This window comes from Pseudoalteromonas sp. SR43-3 (genome assembly GCF_014163875.1).
Taxonomy (GTDB): Bacteria; Pseudomonadota; Gammaproteobacteria; order Enterobacterales; family Alteromonadaceae; genus Pseudoalteromonas; species Pseudoalteromonas distincta.
This window is the reverse complement of record NZ_JACJEC010000014.1, coordinates 20232-35180: the sequence shown is the minus strand read 5'-3', so window position 1 is coordinate 35180 and position 14949 is coordinate 20232. Positions and strand designations below refer to the sequence as shown.

Here is a 14949-nt window from a genome sequence, read left to right as displayed (position 1 = left end):
GCCTTTGGGCGTATTAAGTGGCCCGCAGCCACTTAATAATTATATTTAAGGGTGCAGCGCCTTACGACTAAAATAGATTCCATCACATTCAATACACGGTGTAATTTGTGTCGCGTGATAAACATCGTAACTATGGGTGCAATTCTTACATACTAATGTGCCCATGGCTATCCATTCGCCTGCGTGATACACACCATTGTGCTTAAAATCTTGACTAAGAGATTGCCACTCAAGCTGAGTTTTATCTTCTATGTGCGAAAGCTCAAACCATAAGGACTCTTTAAGCTCTTGCCATGCAAGCGAATTATAGTGCGATTCGTTTTCTTGGACATGTTCTATATCGCGCTGTAAATAACTTTTATATAAAGCGTATCTTTCTTGCCCTAAATCTTTAAGTGCCTGCTCAGATTCAACAAATCGAGTAACTGCGTCTTTTACTTCATGATCTTTTACATCTTTTAGCCATTTGGTTAAATCGCCAAGCCATGCTTTATAATCTGCCATTTTTTACTCCTTCAAAATTGCTGTTAAATCACCCTATAACTTAGATAAGTATAGGTTAACCTGAACTGAAGGTTAGAATTTATCAAAACCGCGTTTTTGACGCTGTGAATAGCACTTTATTTGGGGTATCCTAATGTCAATTTTTTATTAGTTTGCAAGAAGTCTGGAACCATAGATGCAAGAGCAATATAACCCGCAAGATATAGAGTCAAAAGTACAAAGCTACTGGGAAGAAAACCAGGTATTTAAAGTCACTGAAGATGAGAGCAAAGAAAAGTATTATTGCCTTTCTATGTTTCCTTATCCGAGTGGTCGACTGCATATGGGTCATGTACGTAACTACACCATTGGTGATGTTGTTTCTCGTTTCCAGCGCCTGCAAGGCAAAAACGTAATGCAACCTATGGGTTGGGATGCGTTTGGTTTACCTGCAGAAAACGCTGCTATTAAAAACAAAACAGCACCTGCTAAGTGGACATACGAAAATATTGACTACATGCGTACACAGCTTAAGCAATTAGGTTTTGGTTATGACTGGGATCGCGAAATTGCGACGTGTCATCCAGAATACTACAAGTGGGAGCAGTGGTTTTTCACTAAGCTTTACGAAAAAGGCTTAGTGTATAAAAAAATGTCGACGGTTAACTGGGATCCAGTGGATCAAACAGTATTAGCTAACGAGCAAGTTATTGACGGTCGCGGTTGGCGTTCAGGCGCTGTGGTTGAGCAAAAAGAGATTCCACAGTGGTTTATTAAAATTACCGACTACGCACAAGAACTACTTGACGATTTAGACAAGTTGGAAGATTGGCCAGAGCAAGTTAAAACAATGCAGCGTAACTGGATTGGCCGCTCTGAAGGGTGTGATATTGAATTTAAACGCACCGATAACGACGAAACTTTTAGTGTATACACAACTCGTCCAGACACCTTTATGGGTGTTACGTATGTTGCTGTTGCTGGTGGTCACCCTATTGCACAAGAAGCCGCTAAAAATAGCGATGCTGTTGCAATGTTTGTTGAAGAATGCAAAAACACCAAAATTGCCGAAGCAGACATGGCAACAATGGAGAAAAAAGGCATAGCAACAGGCTTTTACGCAACTCACCCATTAACGGGCGAGCAAGTACCAATTTGGGTCGCTAACTTTGTATTAATGCATTACGGCTCAGGCGCTGTTATGGCGGTACCTGCACACGACCAACGCGATTTTGAATTTGCAACGGCTTACGGCCTAGATATTAAACAAGTAATTGCACCGGTTGAAGGCTCAGGTCTTGAAGTAAACCTTGAGCAAGAAGCATTTACCGATAAAGGCGTACTTGTAAATTCAGGTGAATTTGATGGTCTTGATTTTGACGCCGCGTTTAAAGCCATTGCCGACAAGCTTGAAGCACTCGGTGTTGGGGAGCGTAAAGTAAACTTCCGTCTACGTGACTGGGGTGTGAGCCGTCAGCGTTATTGGGGCTCTCCAATCCCAATGCTTAGCGACGAAGAAGGCAAAGAACTTGCAGCAACAGAAGATATGCTACCAGTTCGCTTACCAGAAGATGTGGTAATGAATGGTGTAACGTCACCTCTTAAAGCAGACCCTGAATGGGCTAAAACAACAGTAAATGGCGCACCTGCGTTTCACGAAACTGACACGTTTGACACCTTTATGGAATCATCTTGGTACTACGCACGCTACTGTAGCCCACGCTACGACGAAGGCATGCTAGATCCAGCGGCTGCTAACTATTGGTTACCAGTAAACCAATACATTGGTGGTATTGAGCACGCTATTTTGCACTTATTATACTCGCGCTTTTTCCATAAATTATTACGTGACTTTGGTTTAGTAAATTCAGATGAGCCGTTTGACCGCTTACTTTGTCAAGGTATGGTGCTTGCTGAAACATTTTATCGAAAAGATGAAAAAGGCGGCGATGTATGGATTTCGCCAAGCGATGTAAATACCGAAACCGACGACAAGGGCCGCGTAACTAAAGCATGGCATAAAGAAGACGGTGAGGCGGTATTCTCATCAGGCATGAGTAAAATGTCGAAGTCTAAAAACAACGGTATAGACCCACAACAAGTAATTGCCCAATACGGTGCAGATACAGTGCGTTTATTTATGATGTTTACAGCACCACCAGAGCAAACGCTTGAATGGTCAGACTCAGGTGTTGAAGGCGCACATCGCTTCTTAAAACGTGTATGGAAATACGCAGTAGATGTTAAAACAGTAGGTTACCAAGCACTTGATAAATCAGCGCTCACTAACCCGCAAAAAGTACTACGTCGCGACTTACACAAAGCAATTGCTAAAGTGACTGATGATGTTGAACGTCGTCAAACCTTTAACACCGCTATTGCAGCCATTATGGAGCTTTCTAATAAGTTATTAAAAGCACCACTGAGCGACAAACAAGATGTAGCGATTGCTAACGAAGCACTTGAAGCGTTAGTTATTATGCTTGCACCTATTACTCCGCATTTATCACATGAGCTTTGGAAAGAGCTTGGTAAAGAGGGCGAGATTTTAGATGCGCAGTGGCCAAAAGTTGACGAGTCGGCTCTTGTTGAAGATGAAAAATTAATCATCGTTCAAGTAAACGGCAAGCTTCGCGCTAAGTTAACAGTGGCAGCTGATGCCACTCAAGAGCAAGTAGAAGCCCTTGCGTTTGCAGAATCTAACGTAACTAAATTTACGGATGGCGCAACTATTCGTAAAATCATTTACGTACCAGGTAAACTACTTAACGTGGTAGCTAACTAATATGGCTGCATTTAACGCCATTAAAAATGGACTAGCCTTAGTGCTAGTCTGTTTTTTGTTATCAAGCTGTGGCTTTCATTTAAAAAAAGCCTCTAGCTTGCCTGATAACTTAAAACAGCTAACACTTGTAGGCGATGATGAAAAATCGACTTTATTCGCAAATCTTAAAAGCGAATTAAAAGCGAGTAATGTTGAACTTAAGCCATCAGCTAAAAATATCGCACAATTGTACCTGCACAAAGAAACAATTGAACGCCAAACGCTTTCTTTATTTCAAAATGGTCAGGTTGCTGAATACGAGCTCGCTTATGGCGTGTCTTACGTAGTAAAGCGCCCTGGTGAAAAAGCAATAGAAAAGCGCTTTGAGCTTTACCGTAATTACCAAGACGACCCAGATCATGCATTAGCAAAAGCAAAAGAGCTTGAGCTACTCATTAGCGAGATTCGTGAGCAAGCCAGTCGTCGTATTGTTAGAGAGCTGTCGCAACTATAATGCGCTGCTATGCTAATCAACTACCGAGTGAATTAAATAAAGGGCTAAAGCCCTTTTATTTAGTATTTGGTGAAGAGCCTTTTCAAGAAGCGCAGTGCGTACAACAAATTCGCGACTGTGCTAAGCAACAAGGTTTTGATGAAGTAATTAAGTTTACTTTAATGCAAGGATTCGATTGGCAAGAAATCATAGCCCAGTATCAGAGCATGTCGCTGTTTAGCGCCCGCACTATTATTGAGCTTGATTTAAACCAACAAAAGCCTGGCGTTATTGGCAGCAATACCTTTAAAAAAGTAGTTGAGCTGGTTAATCCCGATACTATTTTAATTGTTAAAGGCGCTAAAGCCAGTCAAGAAGTACAACGTGGTGCATGGTTTAAAGCCCTTGATAAACTAGGCGTGTTCGTACCTTGCTACCCACTTACGGGCTCTCATGTAAAACGATGGCTTGATGAGCAATGCCAACGTTTATCACTTAATATGCAAAGCGACGCCAAAGTAAGCTTAATAAATGCCACTGAAGGCAACTTATTAGCCTGTTTTCAGGAGCTTGAAAAGCTCTCGCTACTACACGGCAATGCATTAATTACTCAGCAACTAGTTATGCAAGGGCTGTTAAATCAAGCCAAGTTTGATATTTTTGATTTAAGCGATGCACTATTAAATGGCCACGCTAAACAAGCTATAAAAGTACTAAACAAACTTGCCAGCGATAACACCGAAGTGGTGAGTATTTTGTGGGCTATAACCAAAGAGCTTAATACACTTATAAGTGTGCAACTTGGTTTATTAAATGGCGAACCCATAGCAAATTTATTTAAACAAAAAGCAATTTGGAAAAACCAACAAGGTCCAGTTCAAAACGCAATTAACCGTTTAAATATGCACACACTGGAACAAATAAACAGTGATGTTGCGTTGTTTGATGCCAGTTACAAGCAAGGTAATTTAATTGCACCTTACCAAGCGCTTGCTCATATTTGTATTAAATTTTGCCAGCCGCTCAACATTCCTATGCCGTGCCACGCGGTTAATTAATAAATAATGGGTGTTAAATGATCGCAATTTTTGGTGGCACTTTCGACCCCGTCCATTTAGGCCATCTAAATATGGCGCAGCAATGCGTTAATGCGTTTAATTTAGATACGCTTTATTTTATGCCCTGTGCACTCCCTGCACATAAAGCAGCTCCGGGAATTAGTACGCAGCACCGTATTAATATGCTAAACGCAGCTATTGCACCTTATCCTCATTTTGAACTCGATTTAAGAGAGCTTAACCGAGCTGGTCCATCGTATTCGCTACTTAGTTTGCAAGAACTTCGTAAAGAGCACCCCACTACACCTATTTTATTTTTAATTGGTATGGACTCGTTTAACAATCTCGATAAGTGGTTTGAGTGGAAGGCAATAACACAGCTTTGCCATATTGTGGTGTACCAGCGCCCAGCTCAACATTGCACTGTAAAAGGTGAGCTCAAAAGCTATATGCAACACGCAAATGCTGGCGAAGTAGCGGCACTTAAACACTCACTTGCAGGTAAACTTTATTTTTTACCGGGCGAAATGCTCGATGCGGCCTCAAGTACAATTCGCAAGCAGCTAAAAAAAAGTAATAAAAAGAATGAACTATTGCCCGATGCAGTGAGTCATTACATAGAAGTGCATCAGCTCTATCAAATTGATGCTTAAAAACTCCTAGCGTGTTAAAATGCGCGCCATTAAATTTTTAAATTGAGACAAAACCTTGGATTCAAAACAACTACTCGCCTTTGCTATGGACAAAATTGACGATATGAAAGCGCGTGACATCGTTCATATTGACGTAACTGAAACATCAGATATTACAGATTACATGGTAATTTGTTCTGGTACTTCTAAACGCCACGTACAGTCAATTGCCGATCACTTAGCAAAAGAAGCGCGTCATGCAGATTCAGAGCCACTAGGTTATGAAGGTGAAGGCGACGGCGAATGGGCACTGGTTGATTTAGGTGATGTGGTTGTACACGTGATGCAAAACGAAGCACGTAGCTATTACGATCTAGAAAAACTGTGGGGCTAAACGCTCACTCATTTTAGACAATGCTTGGAAGTAATACGTGAAAATACAAATGATTGCTGTTGGTACTAAAATGCCAGCATGGGTAGAAACGGGATTTGCAGAATATCAGCGCCGTTTCCCTAAAGATATGGCGCTAGAGTTAATCGAAATTCCAGCCGGTAAACGTGGTAAAAATGCAGATATAAAGCGTATTTTACACATTGAAGGTGAAAAAACATTAGCGGCTATTCCAAAAGGCAATCGTATTGTAACGTTAGAGGTAACAGGGAAAGCACTCGATACTCACCAACTTGCTAAAAATATGGAAAAATGGCAACTCGATGGCCGCGATGTAAGTTTACTTATTGGCGGACCTGAAGGACTTGCTCCAGAGTGTATTGCTGCGTCTGAGCAAAAATGGTCGTTATCTAATTTAACATTGCCGCATCCTTTGGTGCGTATAATTGTTGCAGAGAGCCTTTACCGAGGCTGGAGCTTAAATAACAACCATCCTTATCATCGCGAGTAACCCCTTGCCATGCTAAAACATAGACCCACTATTCGTGACCACTCCGCAGAAGCAAACTTATTTGCTAGGCGAGCATTCGTGGGTTTTGTTTTTGTATTAGGATTAGTCGCAGTATTGCTTTCTAATCTTTATACTATTCAGGTCGAAGATCACCAAGACTACCAAACCCGCTCCAACGATAACCGCATTAAAGTTATTCCTATTGCACCCAACCGTGGTTTAATTTACGACCGTAACGGTGTGCTACTTGCAGAAAACAAACCTGTTTACAATCTTGAGGTCATCCCCGAAGAGGTAGACGACCTTGACGAATCGCTTGATCAAATAAGTAAAATAATTGCGATTACAGAGCAAGACAAACAAGACTTTTTAAAAGATATAAGACACACCCGTCGTTTTAAATCACAAGTATTAAAAGCCCGCTTAGACGAAACCGAAGTGGCGAAGTTTTCGGTTAATCAACATAAATTCCCTGGTTTTAGCATTGAGGCACGCCTTGCACGCTACTACCCATTTGGTGACACACTAACGCATGCGCTCGGTTATGTTGCCAAGCTTAATAGAAAAGAGCTAAACCAATTAGAACAAGAAGACCGTGCAACCAATTACCGCGCCACACATGATATTGGCAAACTCGGCATAGAAAAATATTACGAAGAAACACTGCACGGTAAAGTAGGCTCACAACGGGTAGAAGTTAATAACCGTGGCCGTGTAATACGCACCCTGAGCATGACCCAACCGCAACCTGGTAGCGACCTAGTACTTACTTTAGACGTGGGCTTGCAACAAATAGCACAACATGCGCTTAAAGATATGCGTGGCGCTGTTGTAGTTATGGACGCCAAAGATGGCGGCGTGCTGGCACTTTATTCAAACCCAAGTTACGATCCAAACTTATTTGTACACGGCATTAGCAGCAAAAATTATAAAGCGCTGCTTAACCAAGACCGACCATTAATAAACCGTACTACGCAAGGTCGTTATGCGCCGGCCTCTACTGTAAAGCCTTTAATGGCAGTATTAGCGCTTGAAGAAAATATAGTAAATGAGTCAACATCAATGTGGGATCCTGGCTTTTTTCAAATTCCAAATGTTGAACATAAATGGCGAGATTGGAAACGTTGGGGCCATGGTCATGTAGATGTATATAAAGCGATTGAAGAGTCGTGTGATACCTATTTTTACGATGCGGCTTATCGATTAGGCATTACTAAAATAAGCGATTTTATGGCCCGTTTTGGCTACGGTGATTTGTCAGGTATTGATATTCACGAAGAAACTACTGCTATTCTACCTTCAAAAGAATGGAAAGAAGGACGCTTTAAAGAGTCTTGGTGGCGCGGTGATACTATTTCGGTAGGCATTGGCCAAGGTTACTGGACTGCCACACCTATTCAAATTGCAAATGCAACTAACATATTAGTTAATCGTGGTATTAATCATCCCCCTCATTTGGTGCAAGTAATAAAAAAAGATAACGACATAACGCAAATTAACAACGAAGAAAAACCTCCTGTTATTTTAAAAGATCCGCGCCATTGGCAAGTATCGTTAGATGCAATGCATAATACAGTACAAAAAATATCAGGCACAGCCCACAAAGCATTTAAAGGGACTAACTACGACTCGGCTGGTAAAACCGGTACCGCGCAAGTAGTTAGTATTGCCCAAGGTGAGCGTTACGATGCAGAATCTCTTAAAGAGCGCCAACGCGATAATACAATTTATGTAGGCTTTGCACCTTATAGCGATCCTAAAATTGTGGTTTCTGTTGTGTTAGAAAACAACCACGGCGGTATTCAAATAGCTCGCCAACTTATGGATTACTACTTTGCAGCCAACCCTGTTAATCTTGCAAGGAACGAGACACCATGACCGCTTTGCACGATAAACGCTCTATTTGGATGCGTATGCACCTAGACCTACCGCTGCTTATTGCACTACTTATAATGATGGCTGGCAGCATAATGGTTGTTTACAGCGCAAGCGGGCAAGAGTCTTCTATGATGATTAGGCATATGACCCGCATGGGCGGTGCGATTGTTGCTATGATTGTTTTAGCCCAGTTTTCGCCTGCCACGTTAAAGCGGTTAGTGATCCCACTTTATTGTGTTGGGTTATTAATGCTAGTCGGTGTACTTTTATTTGGAGTAAGCTCAAAAGGCGCGCAGCGTTGGCTCAATTTAGGGGTGACACGGTTTCAACCTGCAGAATTAATGAAGTTGGCAGTCCCGATGATGGTAGCTTGGTATATAGGTAGAAATCACTTACCACCTCGCCCGCTACATTTAATTATTGGTTTTATGATTGTAATGCTCCCTACATTATTAATTAAAGAACAACCCGATTTAGGTACCGCTATACTTATTGCAAGCTCAGGTATATTTGTATTATTTTTGTCTGGGTTGAGTTGGCGTTTAATAGGGTTTTTAAGCTCGATTGTAGCGCTTGCTGCATGGCCATTTTGGCACTACGGTATGCACGATTATCAAAAACAACGTGTACTCACCTTTTTAGATCCTGAGAGCGATCCGCTTGGTTCGGGTTATCATATTATTCAATCGAAAATTGCTATTGGATCAGGCGGCATAGAAGGTAAAGGCTGGTTGCTTGGTACACAATCGCAATTAGAGTTTTTGCCAGAGCGCCACACCGACTTTATATTTTCGGTTTTAAGCGAAGAATTTGGCTTATTCGGCGTATGTGTTTTACTTAGCCTGTACTTATTTATTATTGGTCGTGGTTTATACATTGCTGTTAATGCACAAGATGCATTTGGTAAATTGCTCGCAGGCGCACTCACCCTCACCTTTTTTGTATATGTATTCGTAAACATAGGCATGGTATCGGGTTTATTACCTGTTGTAGGCGTACCTTTACCACTGATTAGTTATGGTGGTACATCGATGGTGACGTTAATGGCAGGATTTGGCATTATTATGTCAATCGCGACAGATAAAAGGATGCTTTTAAAATAATGCGACACACGAATCAGTTTATATTTACTACATTATTAATTTTACTTTTAAGTGCTTGTAGTAGTGGGCCAAGTAGCCGTTATAGTATGCGTCATGATGCAGCGCCATTAAGAGCTCCAACTACACTTGAGATGCAAGACGCTATAGTTACCGAAACCACTAAAAGTGCTAGCGCTAGCCGCCCATACACAGTGCTTGGTAAAAGCTATTCGCCCATGCTTGATGAGACGGGTTATAGTGAGGAAGGCATTGCCTCTTGGTATGGTCGTAAATTTCATGGTTATCACACCTCAAATGGTGAAACGTATGATATGTTTGCCATGACCGCAGCGCATAAAACGCTGCCACTACCTAGCTTTGTTAGAGTAACCAATACAGCAAATGGTAAATCGGTAATCGTACGCGTGAACGACCGTGGCCCATTTCATGACGATAGAATAATTGATCTTTCGTACGCAGCCGCTTATAAGCTTGGCTACTACACCCATGGTACAGCAAAGGTTAAGCTAGAGGCAGTTACGCTTGCGGGCGCAACTGCGCGTCAAACCTATATTCAGGTAGCTGCAGGTAGTACACTTGCTAATATTGAAGCACTTGCCAGCACATTGCGAGAGCAATACAAATTACCAACAAATATTGTGCAAAAAGACGATATTTACAGACTGCATTTAGGGCCAATAAAAGATACCCCTCATGCAAACGAAGTATTAAAAAAATTAAAAGAAAATCAATTTCAAAACGCGTTCTTGCTTTACACTCAGTAAGGCCTTTAGAATGGCGTAACGCGAATCTTTAACTTTAACCATTAATGAGTATGATGAAATCTATTAAACATAAAATCCTCAAAGGTGTATGCGGCCTAGTTTGTACAGCCGCCGTATTCTCAGCCAGCGCCCAAATTATTCCGGCACCACCTCAAGTTAATGCGAAAGGTTATTTTTTAGTCGACTTTACAACTGGTAAAGTTATTGCTGAAGGTGAAGCCGATACACAGCTAGCACCTGCAAGTTTAACTAAAATGATGACCAGTTATGTAATTGGTACTGAAATTAAAGCAGGTAATATTGCCACTACCGATATGGTAACGGTAAGCGAAAAAGCATGGGCTAAAAACTTTCCAGAATCTTCAAAGATGTTTATTGAAGTAGGTAAACAAATTAGTGTTGATGAGCTTAACCACGGTATTATTATTCAATCAGGTAATGATGCATGTGTAGCAATGGCTGAGCATATTGCTGGAAGCGAAAGCGCATTTGCTGATTTAATGAATGCCCATGCTGCTAAATTAGGTATGAGCAACAGTCACTTTATCAACAGCCACGGCCTTGATACTGACGAGCACTTCACAACTCCACGCGATATGGCGACACTTGGTGCTGCTCTTATTCGTGATGTGCCAGATGAATATGCACTTTATAAGCAAAAGTCATTTACTTATAACGGCATTAAGCAATATAACCGTAACTCATTATTATGGGATGAAAGCTTAGATGTTGACGGCATTAAAACAGGGCATACATCAGAAGCTGGTTACAGCCTAGTTACCTCAGCTACTAAAAACGATATGCGTTTAATTGCTGTTGTTATGGGTACCTCAAGCGAACGAGCTCGTAAAGTAGAAAGTAAAAAGCTACTTAACTATGGTTTTCGTTTTTATGAAACAATTACTCCGTACAAAGCAGGCGATAGCTTTGCAGAACAACGTATTTGGATGGGTAACAAAGAGAACGTATCTTTAGGTATTTTAGAAGATACACCAATTACTATCCCACGTGGTCAGCATAAAAACCTTAAAGCTAACTTTGAGCTAGATAATACGCTTGAAGCACCACTTGCTAAAGGTACTAAAGTAGGTACGTTATTCTTACAACTAGAGGGCGAAGATATTGCTCAATACCCACTAGTTACACTTGAAGAAGTGGAAGAAGGCAGCTTCTTTAGCAAAATTTATGATTACTTACGCTTACAGATCATGCAGTAATTTATATCTCCCCTATTAACTAGGTAACTAATTTAAACGTCTCCACTGTGAGGCGTTTTTTTTTGCTTGAAAAATGTTAGAATGCGCCCCATATAAGCAAGACTGCTAATTGCCTATCTGTATTAAGCTTCAAGCTTGCATAGAGTCCACACTTTTGTATGAGGAGTCACCGTCGTGGTTCAACCTGTTAAAGATACTAAATTTGATGAGTACCTAGAGTACCCTTGCCCATTTACATTCAGAATAATGGGTTTAGCTAACGTAAACTTAACTGATCAAATTTTAGCTAAGTTACAACCAATAGCACCTGGCGATTACGCCCCTAAAGTAAAACCAAGCAGCAAAGGTAATTACGAGTCAGTAAGCCTTGTAGCAACAGTTACTAGTGGCAAACACATTGAAGAAATTTACAACGTGATCAGCAATATTGATGACGTACGCCACATGCTTTAATCCATAGTTGAGATTTGTTGTGAACGAAAACACTTTGATCGTACGCCAACTGGGTCGTCAGCGTTATATGCCAATTTGGCAAAAAATGCAGGACTTTACCGACACCCGTGATGAAAATACGCCAGATGAAATTTGGCTTGTAGAGCACGAGAGTGTATTCACCCAAGGTCAGGCTGGTAAGGACGAACACTTACTAGCTCCTGGCGACATTGAGGTGATTAAAGTTGACCGTGGCGGGCAAGTAACTTACCACGGCCCAGGTCAGCAAATGATGTATGTATTATTTAATCTACGTCGTTTAAAGATTGGTGTACGTGAACTGGTTACTTGGCTTGAAGAGTGCATTATTGAATCACTCGCCGAGTATGGTATTGAAGCTTATGCTAAAGCTGATGCACCAGGTGTATACGTTAATGACAGTAAAATTGCATCCCTTGGTTTAAGGGTTCGTCGTGGTTGCTCGTTTCATGGCTTAGCATTAAATGTTAACATGGACCTAAGTCCATTTTTACGCATTAACCCATGTGGTTATGCGGGCATGAATATGGTGCAAACTAAAGAATTAGATGGTCCTCAAAACCTAGAAAGTGCGGGTGAAGGATTGGTGAAACACATGATCAAGAAGCTTAATGCAACACAGGTTAAGCATACTGAAGGGTTTGAAAACGAATGAATAAACCAGTCAAAATGGAACCAGGTGTAAAACTACGCGACGCAGAAAAAATGGCGTTGATCCCAGTAAAAGTTTTACCTACAGAAAAAACTGAAATGTTGCGTAAGCCAGAATGGTTAAAAATTCGCTTACCTAAATCAACCGATCGTATTGACGGTATTAAAAAAGCGCTACGTAAGCATGGCTTACACTCGGTATGTGAAGAAGCTTCGTGCCCTAACCTATCTGAATGTTTTAACCACGGTACAGCTACCTTTATGATTTTAGGTGCTATTTGTACTCGTCGTTGCCCATTTTGTGATGTTGCTCACGGTCGCCCATTAAAACCTGATGCCACTGAACCTGAAAAGCTAGCACTTACTATTAAAGATATGAAGCTAAGCTACGTTGTAATCACTTCAGTTGACCGTGATGATTTACGTGATGGTGGTGCACAGCATTTTGCCGATTGTATTCGCGAGATTCGTAAACATAATCCAACTATTACTATCGAAATTTTAGTACCTGATTTTCGTGGCCGAATGGACCGCGCACTAGAGATACTAATCGAGACGCCACCAGATGTGTTTAACCACAATCTTGAAACTGCGCCACGTTTATACAAACTAGCTCGTCCAGGTGCTGACTATAAATGGTCTTTAGAATTACTTCGTCGCTTTAAAGAAGCTCACCCAGAAGTAAAAACTAAATCAGGCTTAATGGTTGGTTTAGGTGAAGAAATTAGTGAAATTGAAGAAGTACTTCGCGATTTACGTGCTCACAACGTTGACATGCTAACTGTAGGCCAATACCTACAACCTTCTAAGCATCACTTACCGGTTAAGCGCTACGTGCCACCAGTAGAGTTTGACGGCTTAAAAGCGTATGCAGATGAAATTGGCTTTACTCACGCGGCTTCTGGCCCGTTTGTACGTTCAAGCTACCATGCTGATCAACAAGCAGCGGGTAAAGAAGTGAAATAATCACTTTTATCAAAAAATTAAAAAAGCCGTTAATGATGCATAATTATTAACGGCTTTTTCATGCTAATTGATAAAATAGCTTACTGAGCTATCTTACCTTTTGTAATAGAAAAATCAGCAAACCTAACACGTTCTTCATCAGCGCGAAGGCTGTCGGTTTCAACAATCGAGCGGTAAATTCCCCACTTAGGACGAGCAAAATCAGCATCACTAAAGCCGCGCCACATATCTATGTTTTGCTCGCTTATATTAAATATCTCTGCATTATCGCTTAAGCGCGTTAACGTCATATCAAACTTACCGTTTTCACTAAATGTAGCTTGTACAAATACCTTGACCCATTCATCTGTAATGAGTGACCAGTCGGTTTCAATGAGGTTTTTATCAAGCCCTGTGCTGTTACCGTTTTCATCAAAGCCTGCACTATATCGCACTTGCAGCTGATTGCCTGTACTGTTTTTTTGTGCTCCTGAGAGTGTGATAATAGGCTGGTCGTCATTACCATTAGTATTATCGTTGCTGTCATTTCGAGCTTTTATTTGAAAAAAATGGCTAAACTTACTCGTAAGCTCAAGCTCGCTGCTTACTTTAAATTTCCAGCTATATTGAAATGTCTCACCCTCAAACGCCAGTGTTTCTTGTGGTGATTTATCGTAGGTTTTTATTTCGTTACGTTGTCTATCACTTACGCCTTTGCCTTTATCTTGGTCATCATCTCGGTGAGCTAAAAAGACAAAATGGTTACCAATTATCGTATCGGTATCTTCAATAATATGGACAACACTTTGATGATTGCCAGCATATAAGTCTGGAGATTCAATTGACCCTTCGCCGAAGGCATTTTCAATAAGCGTGTATGCGTCAAGCCCCGAATTAACGCCATCTGATCGCAATAAAACGTGTGATATTTTCTCAAAGCCATCAGCTTGAGCTATTGGTGCACCTACAATTGTTATGATAATTTGTGCGCTGGTACCATCTACAGAGTTTACTGTTATTGTATCTTGTAGTGTTTCACCTTCACTTAAAGATGTTATTGAAGCGTTTAAATCGTCAAGTGTGTATGACCAATCTCCATCAGCATTTAAGCTAAAAAAACCATAGCTTGTAGCGCTATTTTCTTGTGCTACAAAAGCAGCTTCACCTGATTGTTGATCCGTAATAGTTAACGAGCCTGTTATTGCATCATTACTATCGCTAATAACTTCACCTAGAGTGTTACCACCAATTGTTGCAGGAGTTTGTGAAGAAATCGCTTCATTATTTTGCACCGTAGGATCAGAGCCTGAGCTGCCACAACCAGTAACTAAACAAGATAGAAGTATAGCTGTAACTGTATTACAGGGTTTAAGGGTATATTTAGACATGAGTAGTTCTGCGGTTAATAGTAAGTTAATTAAATATGAATTTACTAATTTATTGTACAAATAACCACAATTCAATTACCAATTAACATTACCAATTTACTGATATTTTAAATTTAATTATAAAATCTATTATTTTCATAGTGATACAAAAAATTATTTCTATAGAGTGTTTATTTATATTTGTTTTAAAATAAAATTAG

15 protein-coding genes are annotated in these 14949 nt (G+C 40.7%); 13 read left to right on the top strand and 2 right to left on the bottom strand.

Annotation, left to right across the window (positions count from 1 at the left end; translation table 11 throughout):
• Positions 1-45 precede the first annotated feature (45 nt).
• Entirely contained in the window at positions 46-504 is a 459-nt protein-coding gene (locus H5088_RS14755) for a zinc ribbon-containing protein (protein WP_002958528.1), read from the bottom strand.
• A 175-nt stretch (positions 505-679) separates the two neighbouring features.
• On the opposite strand from H5088_RS14755, the gene leuS reads away from it, so the two are divergent.
• The 13 genes from leuS (at position 680) to lipA (ending at position 13382) form a co-directional block, all read left to right on the top strand.
• Complete coding sequence (gene leuS / locus H5088_RS14750) at positions 680-3268, top strand: leucine--tRNA ligase (RefSeq protein WP_182753467.1); 2589 nt, start codon at positions 680-682, stop codon at positions 3266-3268.
• 1 nt (position 3269) lies between these two features.
• Positions 3270-3761, top strand: coding sequence for an LPS assembly lipoprotein LptE (lptE, locus tag H5088_RS14745; RefSeq protein WP_182753465.1), 492 nt, complete (start codon positions 3270-3272; stop codon positions 3759-3761).
• The gene (gene holA / locus H5088_RS14740; protein ID WP_002958525.1) at positions 3761-4798 is read left to right on the top strand and encodes a DNA polymerase III subunit delta; all 1038 of its coding nucleotides are present in this window, start codon (positions 3761-3763) and stop codon (positions 4796-4798) included. The genes lptE and holA overlap by 1 nt, the downstream gene beginning before the upstream one ends.
• 17 nt (positions 4799-4815) lie before the next feature.
• On the top strand, positions 4816-5451 hold the full coding sequence (gene nadD / locus H5088_RS14735; protein ID WP_024594705.1) for a nicotinate-nucleotide adenylyltransferase: 636 nt from the start codon (positions 4816-4818) through the stop codon (positions 5449-5451).
• 55 nt (positions 5452-5506) lie between these two features.
• Positions 5507-5824, top strand: coding sequence for a ribosome silencing factor (gene rsfS / locus H5088_RS14730; RefSeq protein ID WP_002958523.1), 318 nt, complete (start codon positions 5507-5509; stop codon positions 5822-5824).
• Positions 5825-5861: 37 nt separating this feature from the next.
• Positions 5862-6332 (top strand): 23S rRNA (pseudouridine(1915)-N(3))-methyltransferase RlmH, encoded by a 471-nt coding sequence (rlmH, locus tag H5088_RS14725; RefSeq protein WP_002958522.1) that lies wholly within the window; start codon positions 5862-5864, stop codon positions 6330-6332.
• 9 nt (positions 6333-6341) lie between these two features.
• A complete protein-coding gene (gene mrdA, locus H5088_RS14720) occupies positions 6342-8210 on the top strand; it encodes a penicillin-binding protein 2 (protein WP_182736027.1) in 1869 nt (622 codons plus the stop codon).
• On the top strand, positions 8207-9313 hold the full coding sequence (gene rodA, locus H5088_RS14715) for a rod shape-determining protein RodA (RefSeq protein WP_002958520.1): 1107 nt from the start codon (positions 8207-8209) through the stop codon (positions 9311-9313). Before mrdA ends, rodA begins: the two co-directional genes overlap by 4 nt.
• Entirely contained in the window at positions 9313-10077 is a 765-nt protein-coding gene (locus H5088_RS14710) for a septal ring lytic transglycosylase RlpA family protein (RefSeq protein ID WP_165744028.1), read from the top strand. Before rodA ends, H5088_RS14710 begins: the two co-directional genes overlap by 1 nt.
• Before the next feature lie 53 nt (positions 10078-10130).
• Positions 10131-11294 carry a serine hydrolase gene (locus tag H5088_RS14705; RefSeq protein ID WP_002958518.1) on the top strand — a complete coding sequence of 388 codons (1164 nt, stop codon included), beginning with the start codon at positions 10131-10133 and terminating at the stop codon, positions 11292-11294.
• Positions 11295-11468: 174 nt separating this feature from the next.
• Complete coding sequence (gene ybeD / locus H5088_RS14700) at positions 11469-11747, top strand: DUF493 family protein YbeD (protein WP_002958517.1); 279 nt, start codon at positions 11469-11471, stop codon at positions 11745-11747.
• A gap of 19 nt (positions 11748-11766) precedes the next feature.
• A complete protein-coding gene (gene lipB / locus H5088_RS14695; protein WP_010554695.1) occupies positions 11767-12420 on the top strand; it encodes a lipoyl(octanoyl) transferase LipB in 654 nt (217 codons plus the stop codon).
• Entirely contained in the window at positions 12417-13382 is a 966-nt protein-coding gene (gene lipA, locus H5088_RS14690) for a lipoyl synthase (protein ID WP_002958515.1), read from the top strand. The genes lipB and lipA overlap by 4 nt, the downstream gene beginning before the upstream one ends.
• 80 nt (positions 13383-13462) lie before the next feature.
• Here lipA and H5088_RS14685 read toward each other — a convergent pair whose 3' ends face one another.
• Complete coding sequence (locus H5088_RS14685; RefSeq protein ID WP_182753463.1) at positions 13463-14749, bottom strand: VCBS domain-containing protein; 1287 nt, start codon at positions 14747-14749, stop codon at positions 13463-13465.
• Positions 14750-14949 lie beyond the last annotated feature (200 nt).